This window comes from Microbacterium sp. (assembly GCF_031988965.1).
Classification (GTDB): Bacteria; Actinomycetota; Actinomycetes; order Actinomycetales; family Microbacteriaceae; genus Microbacterium.
Genome location: NZ_DALZXX010000011.1, coordinates 26,354 through 45,425, shown reverse-complemented (window position 1 = coordinate 45,425; position 19,072 = coordinate 26,354). Strand labels below are relative to the sequence as shown.

The following is a 19,072-nucleotide window of genomic DNA, read 5'->3' as shown; positions in this document are numbered from 1 at the left end:
CCGTGGGCCGGATCGTGCAGGAGGGCGTCACGAACGCGATGCGGCATGCGCCCGGGGCGACGTCGATCGACGTGCGGCTCGTCTATGCGGCCGATGCCGTGACGGTCGAGGTCGTCAATGACGGTGCCACCGGGCCGATCGGCACATCGGGATTCGGCCTGCGCGGCCTCGCCGAGCGTGCCGCACACGCGGGCGGGAGCGTCGTCTCGGAACCGCTCTCCGGTGGCCGATGGATGCTGCGCGCCGAACTGCCGACGGCATCCCCCGCGACACCCGCACCGACCGACCTCACCATTCCCGATCCGGAGGACCGCCGATGACCGACACGATCTCACTCCTGCTCGTCGACGACCAGCAGCTCATCCGGCTCGGCTTCCGCATGGTGCTCGAAGCCGAGGCCGACATGGTCGTCGTCGGCGAGGCCGCCGACGGTCACGCGGCGATCGCTCAGTCCGCTGCGCTGCGACCGGATGTGGTCCTCATGGACATCCGGATGCCCGGGCTCGACGGCATCGCGGCGACCGAGGCGATCGTGCGCGAGCATCCCGAGACCCGCGTGCTGGTGCTCACGACGTTCGATCTCGACGAGTACGCCTTCGGCGCGATCCGCGCGGGTGCCAGCGGCTTCCTCCTGAAGGATGCGCAGCGGCACGAGATGATCTCCGCGATCCGCGCCATCCACCGAGGCGACGCGGCACTCGCGCCGAGGGTCACGCGGATGCTGCTCGAGCACGTCACGACCGGGCGCGGCGTGACCCCCGACGCACCGGCGCTCGTGGTCGACGACCCCACCACCGAGCTGACCGACCGCGAGCGCGACGTCTTCCTCGAGATCGCACGCGGCCTGACCAACGCCGAGATCGCCCAGGCGCTCTTCGTCAGCGAGTCGACCGTGAAGACGCATGTCGGTCGCGTGCTCGCGAAGCTCGGTGCTCGCGACCGCATCCATCTGGTGATCCTCGCTCACCGCCTCGGGCTCATCGACGACGGCGCCCTGCCCTCCGACTCGTGAGCCGGTAGGACAGGGCGCTGGGTGCTCTCAGGCCTTCGCGGGTGACCACTCCGAGACGCTGTTCAGCGCGTCGACCTCGTCGCTCGTCAGTTCGAGGCGTGCACCGGCGAGGAGATCGGGAACCTGCTCCACGGTGCGGGCGCTCGCGATCGGTGCGACCACCGTCGGCTGCGCGCGCAGCCACGCGAGCGAGGTCGCGGCGATCGAGGCGCCGTGCGCATCGCCGATCTGCTCGAGGGCGTCGATGATGCGCAGCCCCGCCTCGGTGGCGTACTTCGCGGCGCCGCCGGCGCGCGGCGAGGACTGGCCCTCGGGGTCGGTCGTGCGGTACTTGCCGGTCAGGAATCCGCTCGCGAGCGAGTAGTACGGCACGAGCCCGAGGCCGAACTCCTCGGCGACGGGGATGATCGTCTCCTCGACGTCGTTGCGGTGCACGAGGTTGTAGTGCGGCTGCACCGCGACCGGCAGCGCGACGCCGGTGCGGCGGGAGATCTCGATCCACTCGCGGATGCGGTCGGCGCTGTAGTTCGACACCGCGATGTTGCGCACCAGTCCGTCGGCGACGAGCTGTCCGAACGCGCCGACCGTCTCTTCGAGCGGCACGGTCTCGTCGTCGAAGTGCGCGTAGTAGAGGTCGATCGTGTCGACACCCAGGCGCCCGAGCGATGCTTCGGCGGCCCTGCGCACGTTCGAGGCCGCGAGTCCTGTGAAGTCCGGGTGCTGGCTCACCTTGGTCGCGACGGTCACTCCCGCGGGCTTGCGCGATGCCAGCCACTCACCGATGATCGTCTCGCTCTCGCCGCCCGAGTTGCCGGGCACCCAGGCGCTGTACGAGTCGGCGGTGTCGATGAAGTCGCCTCCCCCGTCGACGAAGGCGTCGAGCACGGCGAACGATGCGTCGCGGTCGGCCGTCCAGCCGAACACGTTGCCACCGAGCGAGAGGGGGAACACGTCAAGGTCACTGTTTCCGATACGAGTCATGTTCGGGACAACCGGAGCGAGCGGTGTCGTATTTCCCGTATGACGCCGCGTGTCAGCCCACGCGGTCAGTGCCACACCGACGCCGCACGGCGCAAGCCCTCAGCGCGGATCCGAGAGGGATGCCACGCTGGACGTATGAAACTCGTCTCCTACGCAGCCCAGCAACTCGTGACGACCGATGATGTCGCCGAGGTTCTCGTGACTCTCGCCGCCGCGATCGCCAACGAGGGCGAGTCCGAGGCGCTCGAGATCCCGATCGTCGTGGACGGGAAGGTCGAGACGGCCGAGCTCATCGTCGGACTCGGCAACGATCTGCTCGTCGGCCCCAGCGCCTCGGCAGATGTCGACCCGGACTTCTCCGAGCAGGCCGCCGCGCTGCGCGCACACCACCGGTATCCGCGTTCGCACGACGACGAGCCGGGCGACGACGACTGGAACATCACAGCCGTCGATCTGGACCTCGACGTCCGACCGTAGCCGGACAGAGGGGCGTCAGGCTTCGAGCTGACGCCGGGGCCGGCGCGAGAAGATGTGCAGCGGCTTCAGCGCCCGCGATCGCGGGGCCGTGCCTTCGGGGGCATCGCTTCGCGTGAGCGGGCGTCGACTGTCTGCGTCCTTGTCGGACGACTGCTTCCTGGTCATGCCCTGACCGTACGCGCCGAACATGTACGGCCGCACAGGTTCGCGGGTGACGGTGCGTGCGTTCGGCAGAACTCCACGCGTGACCGCGGTGCACGGGCCCGAACGATCGTGCAGGGAGAGTCGACCGGGGGCCGAGATGGATCCGACCCCTCGTTCTGGGGACGAGGGGCCGGATCTCGGGAACCGGACTGCCGACGGGGATCGGCTTCCCGGGCCTCTGCCGCTCGACGTGATCTGGGGAATACACGACGGATCCGCGGCATCGGGGTTGGTCGAGTACAGCGTTCCACATGCTCACGTCGCCCCTGCAGGGGGTTGAAGTGGGTATCCGCTTTCCGCTATGAGTGCTGCCTCACTGATCGGCGCGGCGGGATCTCCCGGTCCGGAGCTGTGGATCGCCGAGTGCGCGTTCATGCGAACCATGAGTGGACAGCGAACCGCCCCGACTCCGAACGGAGCCGAGGCGGTTTCTCTCTGCATCGATCAGGTCTTCTTGTGCCGACTACAGGACTCGAACCTGCAACCCCCGTATTACAAGTACGGTGCGCTACCAATTGCGCCAAGTCGGCGAACCGCGGTGTCCCGCGGCACATACCGCACGTCCGCTCTCACGAATGTGCATCAACGAGTCTAGAGCGTTCTCGACTGTGCTCACGTCGACCGGTCGAGGAGCGGCGGGCCCGTGCTTACTGCGCGGGGGCCTCGGTCGGCGCCGGGGTCTCCTCGCCGGGCGCCTCCTCGACCGGCGCCTCGGTCGGGGTCTCCGACGGGGCCGGGGTCGGCGTCGCGGTCGCGTAGTAGGCGTCGCTGGCGACCGTGAGCACGAACTGAGAGAACTCGCTCGGGTCGTCGAGTGCACCGACGTAGGCCTCGCCGTTCACGACGATCATGGGGGCCGAGGTCAGCACCAGGTCGTCCGAGCCGACGAGGGGGCCCTCGAGCGCACGCGACGTGGCATCCTTCGCCCAGGTGACGTAGTCCTGCTTCTCGATGCAGGACCGCACGCTCTTGACGTTGTCGGATCCGACTGCGCCGGCGATGTCGGCGAGCTCGGAGTCGGTGAAGCCGTCGGTGTTCATCTCGGGCTGATCGTCGAGCAGATCGTGGTTGAAGGCGTAGAACTCGGCCGGCGAGTGCGTCGCCACGCAGGCGGCGGCGGCCGCCGAGCGCAGGGAGTACTTCGTGCCGTTCGAGCTCGCGGTGAGCAGAGCCACCGGGTGGTAGGTCACGGTCGCCGCGCCCTCACCGATCCAGTTGACGAGCTGACGTGCGTTGGCGCGCTCGAACTCACCGGCGTCCGGCGACAGGTAGTCGACGTAGATGTGGATGTCGACGGTGCTCGCGCTGGTGGGAGCAGGAGTCGGTGCGGCCTCGCCGCCGGCCTCGGTCGTCTCGGGGTCAGGCGCCTCGACCGGCTCGCTCGACACGGTCGACGCGCTGATGTCGGAGACCAGGATGCCGTCGTCCGCCATGCCCGTCGGGGTGAGCTGCGGCTTCGACACCTGAGCGGACACGGCGAGTGTGACCGCCGTGCCGATCGCACCGACGGCGACGATCGCGATCGCGCCGAGGATGATCCGTCGCATGATGCGCGCCCTCGACTGCTGCGCGTGCACCTTCTGTGCCTTCTCCCGCACGACCTCACGCGAATTGCGAGATGTGGGGACGTTCGGCGTCTCGTCGCTCGACATCGTTCCTCTTGAGAGTCTCGGTGGGGCAGGGTGGCCCCGTCCGCCGATCGAACGGCGGACGCCGCTGGAAAGCGGCCGAGATCGATGTTAACCAGCCAGGCTGAGAAATACCCAGATGCGCCGGTTTCTGGCATACTGATCCCGACCCGATGAGGGGTCACGGCGGATCGCTCCGCCGCTCTATCACTACGGATCGTCCGGCACGTACCTGCCGGTGAAGGAGAAACACAATGGCATCTGTGACTTTCGACGAGGCCACCCGCCTCTACCCCGGCGGAACCCGCCCGGCCGTCGACAAGCTCAACCTCGAGGTCGCTGACGGCGAGTTCCTCGTCCTCGTCGGCCCCTCCGGCTGCGGTAAGTCCACCTCGCTGCGTATGCTCGCAGGCCTCGAAGAGGTCAACGCCGGCCGCATCCTCATCGGTGACCGCGACGTCACCGACGTGCCGCCGAAGGACCGCGACATCGCGATGGTGTTCCAGAACTACGCGCTGTACCCGCACATGACGGTCGCCGAGAACATGGGCTTCGCGCTCAAGATTGCCGGCGTCGGCAAGGAAGAGCGTGCATCGCGCGTTCTCGAGGCCGCCAAGCTGCTCGACCTCGAGGAGTACCTGACCCGCAAGCCGAAGGCCCTCTCGGGTGGTCAGCGTCAGCGTGTCGCGATGGGTCGCGCGATCGTGCGTCAGCCCCAGGTCTTCCTCATGGACGAGCCGCTGTCGAACCTCGACGCCAAGCTCCGCGTGCAGACCCGTACGCAGATCGCGTCGCTGCAGCGTCGTCTCGGTGTCACCACCGTCTACGTCACGCACGACCAGACCGAGGCCCTCACCATGGGTGACCGCATCGCGGTCCTCAAGGACGGCCTCCTGCAGCAGGTCGGCTCGCCTCGCGACCTGTACGAGAAGCCGAACAACGTGTTCGTCGCCGGCTTCATCGGCTCGCCGGCCATGAACCTGTTCTCGGCCGACCTGGCCGAGGGCGGAATCCGCTTCGGCACCGAGATCGTCCCGCTCGACCGCGACACCGTGGGCCGCGCCAACGGCTCGCAGGTCACCGTGGGCGTGCGCCCCGAGGACATCACGGTCGGCCCGGCAGACGGCAAGGGACTCTCGGTCGTCGTCGACCTGGTCGAGGAGCTCGGTGCAGACGGTTACCTCTACGGTCACACCGAGATCAACGGCAAGCGCGCCGACCTGGTCGCACGTGTCGACGGCCGCAGCCACCCCAACGCGGGCGAGACGGTCACGCTGGCTGCGAACGCGGGCCACGTGCACGCGTTCGACATCGAGTCGGGCGAGCGCCTGAACGACAAGCCGGTCGTCTCGGCCTGATCACCTCCACAGACGCGGCGCGGGCTGACTTCGGTCCCCCGCGCCGCTTCGTCTTTCCCGCCACCATCTGAGGAGCCTCATGCAGGACGCGCTGCGCATCACGGCGAGCACGGTCGACCCCGGACTGCTCGCCCTCCCCTGGTCGACCCCGCTGGGGTCGTGGCCGTCCGAGCAGATCGTCTCGCTGCCCAAGGGACTCTCCCGCCACCTGGTGCGCTTCGCCGACCTCTCCGGCCGTGTGGTCGCCGTCAAGGAGACGACCGACGAGATGGCGCGCCGCGAGTACGAGATGCTCGGCAACCTCGCGCGCCTCGACGTTCCCTGCGTGTCACGCGTCGCCGTGATCGCAGGGCGGACGGATGCCGGCGGCGAAGCGCTGCCCGCAGCCCTCGTGACCTCGCACCTGCGCTTCTCGATGCCGTATCGCGCGCTGTTCACCCGCGTGCTGCGCCCTGACACCGCGAATCGTCTGGTCGATGCGCTCGCGGTGCTGCTCGTGCGACTGCACAACGTCGGCTTCTACTGGGGCGACGTCTCGCTCTCGAACACGCTGTTCCGCCGCGACGCCGGTGCGTTCGCGGCGTACCTCGTCGATGCCGAGACCGGCGAGCTGCATGAAGAGGGCCTGACCGACGGCCAGCGCGCGTACGACCTCGATCTCGCCCGCACGAACATCGCCGGCGAGGTCATGGACCTGGCCGCGGGCGGGCGACTCGAGCACGGCGTCGACGCCGTCGCGATCGCCGACGGCATCGTCTCGTCGTACCACTCGCTGTGGGCCGAGCTCACGGCGCAGGAGTCGTTCGCGTCCGCCGAGACCTGGCGGATCACCGAGCGGGTCGAGCGTCTGAACGCCCTCGGCTTCGACATCGACGAGATGTCGATGTCGACCACCGCCGACGGCACGGTCGTCGAGATCCAGCCGAAGGTCGTGGATGCCGGGCACCATCAGCGTCGTCTGATCCGCCTGACCGGACTCGACGTCGAGGAGAACCAGGCACGACGTCTGCTGAACGACCTCGACGAGTTCCGCGTGCGGTCGACCAAGCAGTGGGCCGACGAGGAGATGTACGCGCACGAGTGGCTGACCCGCGTGTTCGAGCCCGTGGTGCGGGCCATCCCCTACGAGCTGCGCACCAAACTCGAGCCCGCGGAGGTGTTCCACCAGGTGCTCGAGCACCGCTGGTACCTGTCACAGGCTCAGGGACGCGCGGTGCCCCTCGCCGAGGTGCTCACGAGCTACATCAACGAGGTGCTGCGGCACCGCCGCGACGAGGCCACCATCATGGGCCCGCCCACCGAGACGATGAGCCTGCCCGTGATCACCGGCGCGCATCCCGTCTCCGAAGACGACGACGAGGTCGACTGGCGCGACCTCGTCTGAGCCCGGCTTCCCCCGGTGCTCGGCGGGCAGGAAGATCAGCCCCCCGGTCGTTGAGCGAGCACGGCGAAGCCGAGCGAGACGAATCGAAGCACCCCCGCCGTGCTCGGCGGGTACGAGGATCAGTAGCCGACGGTGAACCGCTCGCGGTGGTGGTTGCCCTGCTCGATCTCGTCGACCACGGCGACCGCGAAGTCGGCGCCCGAGATGTAGGACTTGCCCTCGTCATCGCGCACGAGCACGTCGCCGCCGTCACGGTAGTGCCCGGTGCGCTCGCCCTCGGCCCAGGGGCCGAAGACCTCGGCAGGATGCACGAAGAACCAGTCGAGACCGGCATCCGTGCCCTCGAGCAGCGCGAGCGAGTCGATGCCGACCTGCGCCTCGTGCTTGTACTCCTCGGGGAAGTCCAGGTCGAACAGGCGCGGACCGCCGGGAGCCACCAGGCTGCCGCCCGCTCCCCCGACGACGCCGAGACGCGTGCTGGTGCCCGCGAGCACGCCGATCACGCCCGTCAGCGCCTCGAGCACGTGATCGGCCATGTCGCCGCGCGGCGACAGCGACGAGACCACGGCATCCGCGCCGTCGAACGCGCTGGCGAGCGACGACGGCTCGAGCGCCGAGCCCTGCACATACGTCGCACCGTCGACGGCATCCGCCGGGGTGGAGCGCGAGATCGCGATCACCTCGTGCCCGCGACTCACCGCCTCCGCGACGATGTGACGGCCGGCGTAGCCGGTGCCTCCGAGAACGACGATGCGAGCCATGGGCGCTTCCCTTACTTCTTCGCGTTGCGGACGGTCGACACCTGGTAGAGCGCGACCGAGGTCGCGATGCCGGCGTTGAGGGACTCGGTCGACGCCGAGATCGGGATCGACACGATCTGGTCGCAGGTCTCGGCCACCAGACGCGAGAGGCCCTTGCCCTCGGATCCGGTGACGATCACGACGGGGCGATCGGCCAGCTGCAGCTCGGGCAGCTGCACGTCTCCGTCGCCATCGAGGCCGAGCACGAACACGCCCTGCTTCTTGAACTCCTTGAGCTGGCTCGTGAGGTTGGTGGCCAGGGCGACCGGCACACGGGCCGCCGCTCCCGCGCTCGTCTTCCACGCGGCGGAGTTCACGCCCGCGGAGCGACGCTGCGGCAGGATGATGCCGTGGCCGCCGAACGCCGCGGTCGAGCGGATGATCGCGCCCAGGTTGCGGGGATCCGTGATGCCGTCGAGCGCCACGAAGAGGGGCACCTCGCCCTTGTCGATGACCTGCTCGAGAAGGTCCTGCGGGTGCGCGTACTCGTACGGCGGCACCTTGATGGCGACGCCCTGGTGCACGCCGTCGAAGCCGGCCATGCGGTCGAGTTCCTGGCGCGTGACCTCGAGCACCGGGATGCCGCGGTTCGTCGCGATCGACAGCATCTCCTTCGTGCGGTCGTCCATCTCGACGCGCTGCGCGATGTAGAAGGCCGTGGCGGGGATCTTCGCGCGGAGCGCCTCGAGCACCGAGTTACGGCCGGTGACCGTCTCGGTGTCGGTGGTGTTGTCCTTCACGCGCGCCGATCGGTTCGGGTTGCCGCCCGACGACTGACGCTGCCCGGGCTTGCCCCGGCCGCCGGCTGCGGCATACCGCTCTGCGGCGGCCTTGCGCTTGCCCGCGGGGTGCCAGGCGCGGTCTTCAGCCTTGGGGGTGGGCCCACGACCTTCGAGCGAGCTTCGGCCCTTGCCGCCGGAGCCCTTGGTGGGGCCCTTCTTGCCCTTGCCTGCGGAGGGGTTGCCCTGCTTAGCCATCGATACTCCAATGAGTTCCGGCCGGAGTGTCCTCCAGCGTGATTCCTGCGGCGGCGATCGCATCACGGATGCGATCGGCCGCCGCCCAGTCCTTGTCGGCGCGCGCCTGTGCGCGCTGAGTGATCATCGTCTGCACGAGGGTGTCGAGAGCGGATGCCGTGGCGTCGCCTCCCGAGGTTCCGGTGTCGGCCAGCGGGTCGATGCCGAGCACCATCGCCATGACCGAGACAGCGCGAAGCGCCATCACAGCGGCATCCGTGTCTCCGGCGTCGAGCGCGGCATTGCCGTCGCGCACCGTCTCGTGCAGCACCGCGAGCGCCTGGGGCACTCCGAGATCGTCGTCCATCGCGGAGGCGAACGACGAGGGCATGTCGCTGTACACGAACCGGACGTGCGATCCGTCGACGGCCCGAATCACCCGACCCATGAACGTGCGGATGCGTCCGAGCGCCGCCTCGGCCTCGGTCCACGACGACTCCGAGAGGTCGAGACTCGAGCGGTAATGGGCCGCGGCGAGCGCGTAGCGCACCACCATCGGGTCACGCTCGGCGAGCACATCGGAGGCCAGGGTGAAGTTGCCGAGGGACTTCGACATCTTCTGTCCGCCGACGGTCACGAGCCCGTTGTGCACCCAGTACCTCGCGAAGCCGTCGCCGGCCGCGGTCGACTGGGCGAGCTCGTTCTCGTGGTGCGGGAAACGCAGGTCGAGACCGCCACCGTGGATGTCGAACTCGGCGCCGAGGTACCGCTTCGACATCGCCGAGCACTCGATGTGCCAGCCGGGGCGCCCCGCGCCCCAGGGCGACTGCCACGTGGCATCCGCCTGCTCGTCGGGCTTCGCGCCCTTCCAGAGCGCGAAGTCCTGCGGGTTGCGCTTGCCGCGCGGGTCCGCGTCCTCCGCCGCCTCCATGGCGTCGATCGACTGGTTCGTGAGCGACCCGTACTCCGGCCAGGAACGCACGTCGAAGTAGACGTCGCCCGAGCCGTCGGGGGCCGGGTACGCGTGGCCCCGTTCGATGAGGGTCGCGATGATCTCCTGCATCTGCGGAACGGATGCGGTCGCACGGGGTTCGTAGGTCGGCGGAAGGATGCCGACTCCGGCATACGCCGCCGTGAACTCCTGCTCCATCCGGTACGCCAGCGCCCACCACGGCTCGACGTCGGTCGCGTTCACGAGCACCTTGTCGTCGATGTCGGTGACGTTGCGCACGAACGTGACCCGTCCGTAGCGGTGGACCAGCCATCGACGCAGGAGGTCGAAGCTCAGCGCCGCACGGACGTGCCCGATGTGGGGACCGGACTGCACCGTGGGTCCGCACACGTACATCGTGATGTTCTCGGGATCGAGAGGCACGAAGTCGCGCAGCTGCTGTGCGCGGGTGTCGTAGAGGCGGAGAGTCACCGCACAAGCTTACCGGGCGGCGGATTCCGAAGGCTGGGTGCGTCAGTCGGCGACGAACGAGAGCCGACGGTTCGCGAACTCCCCGATGCCGATCGGTCCCATCTCGCGTCCGAAGCCCGAGCGCTTCACCCCGCCGAACGGCAGCTCGGCGGCCTCTGCGGCGATGGTGTTGACGTGGGTCATGCCGACCTCGAGGCGCGAGGCGACACGAGCGGCCCTCGCCTCGTCGGTCGAGAACACCGATCCGCCCAGACCCATGTCGCAGTCATTCGCGAGCTCGAGCGCCTCCTCGTCACTGGAGACCCGATAGACCGTCGCGACGGGCCCGAAAATCTCCTCCCGGTACGACGCCGAGTCGCGCGGCACGCCCGTGAGGACGGCCGGCGAGTAGTGGGCGCCGGGGCCGTCGGACAGCACACCGCCGGCCTCGAGCGTGGCACCGGCCTCGACGGCGCGACGCACCTGCGCGTCCACGGTCTCTGCGGCGGTGCGCGTCGACAGAGGCACGAACTGACCGTCGTGCAGGTCGAGCTGGTCGCCGGGCACGAGTCCCTCGGCGAGCCGCGTCAGCTCGGCCACGAACTCATCGTGGATGTCGTCCATCACGATCAGGCGCTTGTTCGAGTTGCACACCTGACCACCGTTGTAGACGCGGAAGTCCCAGGCCTGGCGGGCGACTGCCGCGACGTCGTCGGCATCCAGCACGATCATCGGGTCGATGCCGCCGAGTTCGAGCACGCACTTCTTGAGGTGCTTGCCCGCCTGGGCGCCGATGATGGCGCCTGCACGCTCCGAGCCGGTGAGCGAGACGCCCTGCACGCGGGGGTCGGCGATCATCGTGGCGATCTGGTCGTGCGAGGCGAAGACGTTCTGATAGCCGCCCTCGGGGACCCCGGCCTCGCGCATGATGGCCTCGATGGCGAGCGACGAGCGGGGGCAGATCTCGGCGTGCTTGAGCAGGATCGTGTTGCCGAGCAGCAGGTTGGGAGCCGCGAAACGGGCCACCTGGTAGTACGGGAAGTTCCACGGCATGACGCCGAGAAGAGTGCCGATCGGGCGGTGCTCGATGTACGCGCGACCAGGAACCGTGCTCGGGATCTCGTAGTCGGTGATCAGGCTGGGGCCGTGCACGGCGTAGTACTCGATGATCGAGGCGGCGAAGTCGACCTCGTCGATCGCCTCGGCACGGGACTTGCCCATCTCGACCGCGATGTGATCGGCCAGCTCGCCCTTGCGCTCCTCGAAGAGCTCGGCCACGCGCTTCACGACAGCCGCGCGCTCCTGCACGCTGCGATCGCGCCACTCGCGATAAGCGGCATCCGCAGAGGCCAGAGCCGTCTCGATCTGCGCGTCCGTCGCCGTGTCGAAGGACTCCAGCACCTCGCCCGTGGCGGGGTTCTGCACTCGGTAACCGCTCATCTGATTCCTCGTTCGCTCGTCACGCGGGTCGCCGTCGATGCCGCTTCCCTCGATCGTCGCGCGGCCCCGCCGTCGAGCGCAAGTCACCGCGCCGCGGGGCCTGAGCCGACGCCCCCCGCATCGGACGACCAGCGGGCCGGACGGCCGCATCAGTCGACCGCGAAGACCTGTCCGGTCTGCACTCCCAAGACGCTCTTGGCGTACGCCTGCCCGACCCGGTGCGAGGAGACCGGCACGAAGCCCGGGAACGACGAGTGATACGACGGAGCATCCTCGAGCACCGAGGGGCTGACGGCGTTGATGCGGATGCCGCGCGGCAGCTCGGTCGCCGCGGCGAGCACGAACGACTCCAGCGCGCCGTTCGCGAGCGAGGCCGCCGCGCCCGTCGCGATCGCCTCTCTCGCCAGGATGCCCGTGGTCAGCGTGAAGGACCCGCCGTCGCGGACGAACGGCGTACCGAGGCGCACGACGTCGACCTGGGTGAGCACCTTGCCCCGGAACGCGGACTCGTAGTCACTCCGGTCGAGGTCGGACAGCGGGCGGAACGGCACTCCGCCGAGCGCCACGATCACGGCGTCGACGGGGCCGACAGCCTGGAAGAGCCGCTCGACGGACGCCGGATCCGCGACGTCGACCGAGGGTTCTCCGCTGCGCGAGGCGGCGATGATCTCATGGCCCTGCAGCGCCTCGACCGCCGTGCGTCCGACGTGCCCACCGGCACCGATGATCAGAATCCTCATGATGACTCCTCCACACTCGTCTGCACCACCAGGGCGACCGCGGTGACCGCGATGCCCTCTCCCCGCCCGGCGAACCCGAGCCCGTCGGTCGTGGTCGCGGTGACCGAGACCGGTGCTCCTCCGAGTGCCGCCGACAGCACCTGCTGCGCCTCGGCGCGACGGGGGCTGAACCGCGGCCGGTTGCCCTGGAACTGCACCGACACGTTGCCGATCGCGAAACCGGCCTCGGCGAGGATCTCCCGCGTGCGGTCCAGGAACACCTCGGCGTGGGCCCCGGCGTATTCGGGATGCGCCGTGCCGAAGTGCTCGCCGATGTCGCCCAGGCCTGCGGCCCCGAGCAGCGCGTCGACGATCGCATGGGCCACCGCATCGCCGTCGGAGTGCCCCGAGAGCGGCTGCTCGCCCGGCCACTCCAGACCCGCGAGCCAGAGGTTTCCCTCACCGCCGAACGCGTGCACGTCGGTTCCGAGTCCCACCCGCGGCATCGACGGGGACAGGAGCGGTGCAGGGGGAATCTGTGGGGTGAGATCCGACCCGGCGTGCGCAGCATGTGCCGATGCCCCGGAATCCGTGGTCAGCAGGTGGCGAGCCCGCTCCAGATCCGCCGGTGTCGTGATCTTGAATCCACGCGGCGATCCGTCGATCCTGCGCACCGGATGCCCCGCCGCGGCGAACAGCGCCGCGTCGTCGGTGTACTCGATGCCCGATGCCAGTGCGGCCGCGTAGGCCTCCTCGAGGAGATCGCGCGGAAAACCCTGCGGGGTCATCGCCGCAGCCAGCTCGGAGCGATCGATCGGGCCGACGATGTCGTCGCCGTCGACCTTCTTGAGAGTGTCGATCACCGGGAGGGTCGGTATCACCCCGCTGACGTCGTCGACGGCGGCCGCGACGGCGTCGATCGCCGCCGGAGTCGTCAGGGCGCGAGCGGCGTCATGCACGAGCACGGTACGCACGTCCCCCCACAGCGCGTCGAGACCTGCCGCGACCGACTTCTGCCGGGTGTCACCGCCCGTCACCACGCGTCCGAGTTCGGCGCGTTCACCCGCGGCCGCCCTCAGCTCGGCCTCGGCGTCGCCTTCGAAGCCCTCCGGCGCGACCACGATGACCTGGGCGGGCGCCGCGGCGAAGACGCCGTCGAGCGCGTGCCGGAGGATCGAGTGCGTGTCGATGCCGACGAACGCCTTCGGGGCCCCGGCATCCAGTCGGGTGCCGGATCCTGCGGCGACGACGATGATCGCGGTGTTCGGGACGGGAAGCATGCTCACCCCGTTCACGTTACCGGCGCGCACGAAAAAAGGCGGATGCCGGAGCATCCGCCTCGTCTCGATCCGCTCAGGACGCGAGGACCTCGTCGAGCATGGCGCTCGCCTTGTCCTCGTCGGTCTTCTCTGCGAGAGCCAGCTCGGAGATGAGGATCTGACGCGCCTTGGCCAGCATCCGCTTCTCACCCGCCGACAGACCGCGGTCCTGATCACGACGCCACAGGTCGCGCACGACCTCGCTCACCTTGATCACATCGCCGGAGGCGAGCTTCTCGAGGTTCGCCTTGTACCGGCGCGACCAGTTCGTCGGCTCTTCGGTGAACGGTGCGCGCAGAACCTCGAACACGTGGTCGAGACCCTCTCGTCCGATCACATCGCGGACCCCGACAAGATCGACGTTCTCCGCGGGAACCTCGATGATGAGGTCTCCCTGCGTGACGTTGAGCTTCAGGTATTTCTTCGCCTCACCCTTGATGATGCGCTCCTTGACCTCGATGATGGTCGCAGCGCCATGGTGCGGATAGACGACAGTCTCGCCAACCTCAAAAAGCATAAAAAATTGTCCTTTCGGCAACCTCAAGGATACCACAGCGAACATGCGCTAAGGTTTGCACCCCTGCGTCCCGAGGCGCCCCTCCGCATACGCATAGAATGGGAGGCGGACATCCCGCCGGACCACAGGAGGACCAGTGAAATCGCGCCTTGTCGCATCTGCCGCCATCAGCGCCCTCGTTCTTCTCGGCGCCACCGGCTGCACGTTCATCTCGCCGCAGTCGACGAAGATCGAGTACTCGGCATCGGACGGCGTCAACATCTCCGACTCCGACGGCCCGCTCGACGTGCGCAACGCGTTCATCGTCGCCAACGAAGACGGCTCGGTCGGCAACTTCATCGGCGCGGTCGTGAACCCGACCCTCGACAAGGCGACCCTCACCATCACGGTCGCAGGCCTCGAGCCGATCGAGGTGCCGGTCGCCGCGGGCAAGACCATCAGCTTCGGCACCGCCGACGAAGAGCCGCTGCGCATCGACGACCTCGACACGATGCCGGGTGCGACGATCGAGATCCACTTCCAGTCGGGCGACGGCGCAGGGACCAAGGCCGATGTGCCCGTGCTCGACGGCACGCTCCCCTACTACGCGGACCTCGTCCCGACGGAGAAGGCGAAGCCCACCGCCGAGCCGACGCCTGAGCCCGTGCCCACCGACACGGCGGCACCGGCTCCGACCGAGTGACACCCACAGACTGAACGACAGAGGCCGGCACCCCGCGGGGTGCCGGCCTCTGTCATGTCCGCCGTCGGAATGCGGGCCGCGTCAGCCTTCGAAGCGATAGCCGAGGCCACGCACGGTGACCAGCATCACCGGCTCGCCCGGGTTCTCCTCGATGCGCGAACGGATGCGCTTGATGTGCACGTCGAGCGTCTTGGTGTCTCCGAAGTAGTCGCTGCCCCACACCCGGTCGATCAGTTGACCGCGGGTGAGCACCCGACCCGAGTTGCGCATGAGCACCTCGAGCAGCTCGAACTCCTTGAGCGGCATGTTGATCTGCTGGCCCGCGACCGAGACCGTGTGCCGGTCGATGTCGAGCGAGACCCGACCGCCGTCGAGCACGCGCTCGTCGAGCTCGCTCTCGGCCTGCACCACCCTGCGCAGCACGGCGCGCATGCGGGCGAGCAGCTCCCGCGACGAATAGGGCTTGGTGATGTAGTCGTCGGCGCCGAGCTCGAGACCCACGACGATGTCGACCTCGGAGTCCTTGGCCGTGAGCATGATGATCGGCACGGCCGAGGTCGAGCGGATCTGCCGGCAGACCTCGGTGCCGGGCATTCCCGGCAGCATGAGGTCGAGCAGCACGATGTCGGCACCGCGCTCACGGAAGGCCGTCAGCGCGCCGGGACCGTCTTCGGCGATCTCGACCTCGAACCCTTCGCGGCGCAGCAGATACGCCAGCGGGTCGGCGAGGTCGGGCTCGTCTTCGACGAGAAGGATGCGGGTCATGCGTTCTCTCCGTTTCGGACGCGAGCCGCGGCCTTCGCCGCCTTGCGCTCGCGCTTCTTCTTGCTCTTCTTGTCGTCCTCGATGCCCTCGGGAGCATCGATGCGGGGAAGTCTGATGGTGAAGGTCGATCCACGCCCCGGGCGCGACCACAGGGTCACCTCGCCGCCGTGCCGCTGCGTCGCATGCTTGACGATCGACAGGCCGAGCCCGGTGCCACCGGTGCGCCGGGAACGGGCCTCGTCGGCGCGGTAGAACCGTTCGAAGATCCGCTCACGGTCGCCCTCGGAGATGCCGATGCCCTGATCGGACACGGCGACCTCGACGACACCGGCGTCGGCCTTCACGCCGACGCCGACCCGGGAGCCTCGAGGAGAGTAGACGATCGCGTTCGCGATGAGGTTGCCGAAGGCCTCGATGAGGATCTGCGGGTCACCGTGCACCCAGACGCCGCGGTCGCCGCCTCGGGCGAGCTCCACGCCCGCCGAGTCCGCCTGCACGACGTGGGCCTCGATCGATGACGCGATCACCTCGTCGATCGACACGTGTCGCGCATCGGTCAGGGTGTCGTCGGCCTGCAGCCTCGACAGGCTCATGATGCGTCCGGTGAGCTGCCCCAGCCGCGTGGCCTCGGCCGAGATCCGCGTCGCGAAGTGCCGCACCTGGGCCGGGTCGTCGGCTGCCGACTCGATAGCTTCGGCGAGAAGCGTGACCGCGCCCACCGGTGTCTTGAGCTCGTGACTGGTGTTCGCGACGAAGTCGCGGCGCATCTGATCGAGCCGCTCCTGCTCCGTGACGTCTCGGATGATGAGCAGCGACATTCGGGGGCTGATCGCGCTCGCGCGCGCCGAGACCAGACGGGGGTCGAGGCTGAGTCCGCCACGGGTGATGCGCATCGACTCGGTGTGCGAGCCGCCCTCGCTGCGCACGCTCCGCAGCAGCTGACGAAGCTCCGGGTTCTCGAGCGGGGCACCGACCCGGATGCCGAACCGCGCCGCAGCCTTCGAGACCGCCAGCACGAGCCCCGACGCGTCCACGACGCATGCCGCGTCGTCCATGCTCCGCAGCACGGCGGTGACGCCGTCGGGAACGACGAGTGACGTCTCGTCGGCGATGCGGGCCCTCGCGCGGTACGCCCACACCAGAAGGAGTGAGAGTCCGACACCGATCACGAGGCCGACGGCCAGCGCGAGCAGCGCGGTCTGCGGCAGGGTCATGTCTCCAGAGTAGAGTGCGTTCACCTGCCGATCGGCGCGTTAACCGGCCGCGAGACCAGAGCGAGAAGTACTATTCACGTGCTGGGCACCGTTCGTTAACCTTCGGGGCAGACAATCGCTTCGGGCCTGTGCGGGAGCGCGGACCTCCTCTCGCGCGGACGCCCCAGCCGTCTCGCGCTGACACACAGCCGAGACCCGAATGAAAGGTTGCGCCCATCATGCGCGAAGTCTTCCACCAGTCCCTCGAGGACCTGCAGTCGCGCCTCGTCGAGATCGCAGACCTCGTCACGGTCTCGATCGACAAGGCCACCCGCGCGTTCGCCACGAGCGACGTCGCCCTCGCCGAAGAGGTCATCGCCGACGACGCGAAGATCGACGAGCTCGCGGTCGCTCTCGATGAGCAGGCCATCGAGATCCTCGCCCGCCAGCAGCCGGTCGCCCGCGATCTGCGCATCGTCGTCTTCGCACTGCGCGTGAGCGCGTCGCTCGAGCGCATGGGAGACATGTCCGAGCACATCGCCCAGCTGGCCCGCCTGCGCTTCCCCGAGCGTGCCATCCCGAAGGGCCTCAAGGGCACGTTCACCAAGATGGGCGAGCTGGACGTCGAGATCTCCCGCACCCTCAGCGAGCTGCTCCGCACGCAGGACCTGCGTCTCGCCGACACGATCCGCAACACCGACGACGACATCGACGAACTGCACGCGAGCGTGTTCGAGAAGGTGCTCAGCGACAACTGGAAGGGTGAGGCCACCGCCACGGTCGACGCCACCCTCGCCAGCCGCTACCACGAGCGCTTCGCCGACCATGCGGTCGCCGTCGCCAAGAAGGTCGTCTACCTCGCCACGGGCGACTGGCACGTCGATGAAGAGGACTTCCTGTCGGCCGCCGAGCAGCAGCGCGAGTTCGGCCACGCCTGACCCACGTCACGGTACGACGAAGGGGCGGATGCTGTCAGCATCCGCCCCTTCGTGTCTGTCGTTACTTCTTGCCCTGCGCGGCGACCGCTGCCGCGCCGGCCGCGGCGGCCTCGGGGTCGAGGTAGCGACCGGGTCCCGTGGGGACGTTGTTCTCGTCGAGCTCGTACACGAGCGGGATGCCGGTGGGGATGTTCAGCTCGGCGATGTCCTCGTCGCTGATGCCCTCGAGGTGCTTCACGAGTCCGCGCAGCGAGTTGCCGTGGGCCGTGACGAGAACCGTCTTGCCGGCCTCGAGATCCGGGACGATCGCGCTCTCCCAGTACGGGAGCAGTCGGTCGATGACGAGCTTGAGCGACTCGGTGCGCGGCACCTCGCCGTCGATGCCCGCGTAGCGCGGGTCGTGCACCTGGCTGAACTCGCTGTCGTCGTCGAGCACGGGCGGCGGCACGTCGAACGACCGGCGCCACAGCTGGAACTGCTCGGGGCCGAACTCCTCGAGCGTCTGCGCCTTGTCCTTGCCCTGCAGGGCGCCGTAGTGGCGCTCGTTGAGACGCCACGAGCGGGTCACGGGGATCCACAGACGGTCGGCGGCGTCGAGCGCGATGTTCGCGGTCTGGATCGCGCGGCTCAGCAGCGAGGTGTGCAGGACGTCGGGCAGGATGCCGGCCTCGGCGAGCAGTTCTCCGCCGCGACGGGCCTCGGTGCGGCCCTGCTCGTTGAGGCGGACGTCCACCCAGCCGGTGAAGAGGTTCAGTTCGTTCCACTCGCTCCGGCCGTGACGGAGCAGGATCAGGGTGCGCTTCGCAGTCATGGGCCCAGTTTATCGGCGCAGGTCGACGCGTCCACGCCCGCACCCTGGGAGGATTGACGCATGGCGTCATCTCCTCTCGGTCGGCCGACCCGCGGCACCACCGGGACGAACCGCCTGCGCCGCAACGACCGGTGGATAGCCGCCAGCCCCGCGTTCCGGCGCGCGACGGATCCGCTCGTGATCGACCTCGGCTACGGTGCGAGCGGTGTCACGGCGTTCGAGCTCGCGACACGGCTGCAGCGCGTCCGACGGGATGCCGAGGTCCGGGGCCTCGAGATCGACCCTGCGCGCGTCGCCACCGCGAACGAGCAGCTGCTCGCGGTGCGTGCGGGACTCACCCCGTTCGACCCCGACCTGCGCGTCACGTTCGCACGGGGCGGCTTCGAGGTGCCGCTCGCCGACGGCCGCCGCCCCTCGGTCATCCGCGCCATGAACGTGCTGCGCCAGTACGACGAGGCCGACGTCGCCGGAGCGTGGCGCACGACG

At 68.9% G+C, this 19,072-nt stretch carries 20 protein-coding genes, 1 tRNA gene and 1 pseudogene; 8 read left to right on the top strand and 14 right to left on the bottom strand.

The features are described from left to right. Positions 1 to 320 (top strand): sensor histidine kinase (locus RTM68_RS04920; RefSeq protein ID WP_396654184.1); only part of this gene is annotated, 320 nt, incomplete at its 5' end. Beyond that, positions 317 to 1,012 carry a response regulator transcription factor gene (locus tag RTM68_RS04915; RefSeq protein WP_312168799.1) on the top strand — a complete coding sequence of 232 codons (696 nt, stop codon included), beginning with the start codon at positions 317 to 319 and terminating at the stop codon, positions 1,010 to 1,012. The genes RTM68_RS04920 and RTM68_RS04915, both read left to right, overlap by 4 nt. A gap of 27 nt (positions 1,013 to 1,039) precedes the next feature. Here the strand turns inward: RTM68_RS04915 and RTM68_RS04910 are convergent, their stop codons facing one another. Next, entirely contained in the window at positions 1,040 to 1,993 is a 954-nt protein-coding gene (locus RTM68_RS04910) for an aldo/keto reductase (protein WP_312168796.1), read from the bottom strand. Between the two features lie 135 nt (positions 1,994 to 2,128). Here RTM68_RS04910 and RTM68_RS04905 point away from each other — a divergent pair, with 135 nt between their 5' ends. Beyond that, positions 2,129 to 2,470: a hypothetical protein gene (locus RTM68_RS04905; RefSeq protein ID WP_312168795.1), complete on the top strand. Its 342-nt coding sequence runs from the start codon at positions 2,129 to 2,131 to the stop codon at positions 2,468 to 2,470. 15 nt (positions 2,471 to 2,485) lie between these two features. On the opposite strand, the gene RTM68_RS04900 is transcribed toward RTM68_RS04905, so the two are convergent. The 3 genes from RTM68_RS04900 to RTM68_RS04890 form a co-directional block, all read right to left on the bottom strand. Then, positions 2,486 to 2,635: a hypothetical protein gene (locus RTM68_RS04900; protein WP_312168792.1), complete on the bottom strand. Its 150-nt coding sequence runs from the start codon at positions 2,633 to 2,635 to the stop codon at positions 2,486 to 2,488. Between the two features lie 496 nt (positions 2,636 to 3,131). Beyond that, positions 3,132 to 3,204: transfer RNA gene (locus tag RTM68_RS04895), tRNA-Thr, on the bottom strand. A gap of 117 nt (positions 3,205 to 3,321) precedes the next feature. Further along, entirely contained in the window at positions 3,322 to 4,272 is a 951-nt protein-coding gene (locus RTM68_RS04890) for a DsbA family protein (RefSeq protein WP_396654183.1), read from the bottom strand. Positions 4,273 to 4,556: 284 nt separating this feature from the next. On the opposite strand from RTM68_RS04890, the gene RTM68_RS04885 reads away from it, so the two are divergent. Continuing rightward, positions 4,557 to 5,660, top strand: coding sequence for a sn-glycerol-3-phosphate ABC transporter ATP-binding protein UgpC (locus tag RTM68_RS04885; protein WP_312168788.1), 1,104 nt, complete (start codon positions 4,557 to 4,559; stop codon positions 5,658 to 5,660). A 79-nt stretch (positions 5,661 to 5,739) separates the two neighbouring features. After that, a complete protein-coding gene (locus RTM68_RS04880) occupies positions 5,740 to 7,044 on the top strand; it encodes a DUF4032 domain-containing protein (RefSeq protein ID WP_312168785.1) in 1,305 nt (434 codons plus the stop codon). A gap of 119 nt (positions 7,045 to 7,163) precedes the next feature. Here RTM68_RS04880 and RTM68_RS04875 read toward each other — a convergent pair whose 3' ends face one another. The 7 genes from RTM68_RS04875 to RTM68_RS04845 form a co-directional block, all read right to left on the bottom strand. Next, complete coding sequence (locus tag RTM68_RS04875; protein ID WP_312168783.1) at positions 7,164 to 7,805, bottom strand: NAD(P)H-binding protein; 642 nt, start codon at positions 7,803 to 7,805, stop codon at positions 7,164 to 7,166. A gap of 11 nt (positions 7,806 to 7,816) precedes the next feature. Next, positions 7,817 to 8,821, bottom strand: coding sequence for a 23S rRNA (guanosine(2251)-2'-O)-methyltransferase RlmB (gene rlmB / locus RTM68_RS04870; protein WP_194763715.1), 1,005 nt, complete (start codon positions 8,819 to 8,821; stop codon positions 7,817 to 7,819). Further along, on the bottom strand, positions 8,814 to 10,223 hold the full coding sequence (cysS, locus tag RTM68_RS04865; RefSeq protein ID WP_312168781.1) for a cysteine--tRNA ligase: 1,410 nt from the start codon (positions 10,221 to 10,223) through the stop codon (positions 8,814 to 8,816). The genes rlmB and cysS overlap by 8 nt, the downstream gene beginning before the upstream one ends. Before the next feature lie 42 nt (positions 10,224 to 10,265). Beyond that, the gene (locus RTM68_RS04860) at positions 10,266 to 11,642 is read right to left on the bottom strand and encodes an NAD-dependent succinate-semialdehyde dehydrogenase (protein WP_312168779.1); all 1,377 of its coding nucleotides are present in this window, start codon (positions 11,640 to 11,642) and stop codon (positions 10,266 to 10,268) included. A 149-nt stretch (positions 11,643 to 11,791) separates the two neighbouring features. Then, the gene (locus tag RTM68_RS04855) at positions 11,792 to 12,382 is read right to left on the bottom strand and encodes a short chain dehydrogenase (protein WP_312168776.1); all 591 of its coding nucleotides are present in this window, start codon (positions 12,380 to 12,382) and stop codon (positions 11,792 to 11,794) included. Further along, positions 12,379 to 13,641: a 2-C-methyl-D-erythritol 4-phosphate cytidylyltransferase gene (gene ispD, locus RTM68_RS04850; protein ID WP_396654185.1), complete on the bottom strand. Its 1,263-nt coding sequence runs from the start codon at positions 13,639 to 13,641 to the stop codon at positions 12,379 to 12,381. The genes RTM68_RS04855 and ispD overlap by 4 nt, the downstream gene beginning before the upstream one ends. A 73-nt stretch (positions 13,642 to 13,714) precedes the next feature. Next, a complete protein-coding gene (locus RTM68_RS04845) occupies positions 13,715 to 14,197 on the bottom strand; it encodes a CarD family transcriptional regulator (RefSeq protein WP_194763720.1) in 483 nt (160 codons plus the stop codon). A 136-nt stretch (positions 14,198 to 14,333) separates the two neighbouring features. On the opposite strand from RTM68_RS04845, the gene RTM68_RS04840 reads away from it, so the two are divergent. Then, on the top strand, positions 14,334 to 14,879 hold the full coding sequence (locus RTM68_RS04840) for a DNA modification methylase (RefSeq protein ID WP_312168769.1): 546 nt from the start codon (positions 14,334 to 14,336) through the stop codon (positions 14,877 to 14,879). A gap of 81 nt (positions 14,880 to 14,960) precedes the next feature. On the opposite strand, the gene RTM68_RS04835 is transcribed toward RTM68_RS04840, so the two are convergent. Both RTM68_RS04835 and RTM68_RS04830 read right to left on the bottom strand, forming a co-directional pair. Next, positions 14,961 to 15,644 (bottom strand): response regulator transcription factor, encoded by a 684-nt coding sequence (locus tag RTM68_RS04835; RefSeq protein WP_194763722.1) that lies wholly within the window; start codon positions 15,642 to 15,644, stop codon positions 14,961 to 14,963. Continuing rightward, positions 15,641 to 16,858 (bottom strand): ATP-binding protein, encoded by a 1,218-nt coding sequence (locus RTM68_RS04830; protein ID WP_312168767.1) that lies wholly within the window; start codon positions 16,856 to 16,858, stop codon positions 15,641 to 15,643. The genes RTM68_RS04835 and RTM68_RS04830 overlap by 4 nt, the downstream gene beginning before the upstream one ends. A 218-nt stretch (positions 16,859 to 17,076) precedes the next feature. Here RTM68_RS04830 and phoU point away from each other — a divergent pair, with 218 nt between their 5' ends. Then, entirely contained in the window at positions 17,077 to 17,775 is a 699-nt protein-coding gene (gene phoU, locus RTM68_RS04825) for a phosphate signaling complex protein PhoU (RefSeq protein ID WP_194763724.1), read from the top strand. A 61-nt stretch (positions 17,776 to 17,836) separates the two neighbouring features. Here the strand turns inward: phoU and RTM68_RS04820 are convergent, their stop codons facing one another. After that, positions 17,837 to 18,586, bottom strand: a complete 750-nt coding sequence (locus RTM68_RS04820; RefSeq protein WP_194763725.1) for a phosphoglyceromutase — start codon at positions 18,584 to 18,586, stop codon at positions 17,837 to 17,839. A 60-nt stretch (positions 18,587 to 18,646) separates the two neighbouring features. On the opposite strand from RTM68_RS04820, the pseudogene RTM68_RS04815 reads away from it, so the two are divergent. Beyond that, positions 18,647 to 19,072: pseudogene (locus RTM68_RS04815) on the top strand (class I SAM-dependent methyltransferase); the annotation flags it as partial.

Coding starts and splice junctions, on each gene's coding strand:
- RTM68_RS04915 (WP_312168799.1), top strand. CDS start 317: ATGACCGACACGATCTCACTCCTGCTCGTCGACGACCAGCAGCTCATC.
- RTM68_RS04910 (WP_312168796.1), bottom strand. CDS start 1,993: ATGACTCGTATCGGAAACAGTGACCTTGACGTGTTCCCCCTCTCGCTC.
- RTM68_RS04905 (WP_312168795.1), top strand. CDS start 2,129: ATGAAACTCGTCTCCTACGCAGCCCAGCAACTCGTGACGACCGATGAT.
- RTM68_RS04900 (WP_312168792.1), bottom strand. CDS start 2,635: ATGACCAGGAAGCAGTCGTCCGACAAGGACGCAGACAGTCGACGCCCG.
- RTM68_RS04885 (WP_312168788.1), top strand. CDS start 4,557: ATGGCATCTGTGACTTTCGACGAGGCCACCCGCCTCTACCCCGGCGGA.
- RTM68_RS04880 (WP_312168785.1), top strand. CDS start 5,740: ATGCAGGACGCGCTGCGCATCACGGCGAGCACGGTCGACCCCGGACTG.
- RTM68_RS04875 (WP_312168783.1), bottom strand. CDS start 7,805: ATGGCTCGCATCGTCGTTCTCGGAGGCACCGGCTACGCCGGCCGTCAC.
- rlmB (WP_194763715.1), bottom strand. CDS start 8,821: ATGGCTAAGCAGGGCAACCCCTCCGCAGGCAAGGGCAAGAAGGGCCCC.
- RTM68_RS04860 (WP_312168779.1), bottom strand. CDS start 11,642: ATGAGCGGTTACCGAGTGCAGAACCCCGCCACGGGCGAGGTGCTGGAG.
- RTM68_RS04855 (WP_312168776.1), bottom strand. CDS start 12,382: ATGAGGATTCTGATCATCGGTGCCGGTGGGCACGTCGGACGCACGGCG.
- ispD (WP_396654185.1), bottom strand. CDS start 13,641: ATGCTTCCCGTCCCGAACACCGCGATCATCGTCGTCGCCGCAGGATCC.
- RTM68_RS04845 (WP_194763720.1), bottom strand. CDS start 14,197: ATGCTTTTTGAGGTTGGCGAGACTGTCGTCTATCCGCACCATGGCGCT.
- RTM68_RS04835 (WP_194763722.1), bottom strand. CDS start 15,644: ATGACCCGCATCCTTCTCGTCGAAGACGAGCCCGACCTCGCCGACCCG.
- RTM68_RS04830 (WP_312168767.1), bottom strand. CDS start 16,858: ATGACCCTGCCGCAGACCGCGCTGCTCGCGCTGGCCGTCGGCCTCGTG.
- phoU (WP_194763724.1), top strand. CDS start 17,077: ATGCGCGAAGTCTTCCACCAGTCCCTCGAGGACCTGCAGTCGCGCCTC.
- RTM68_RS04820 (WP_194763725.1), bottom strand. CDS start 18,586: ATGACTGCGAAGCGCACCCTGATCCTGCTCCGTCACGGCCGGAGCGAG.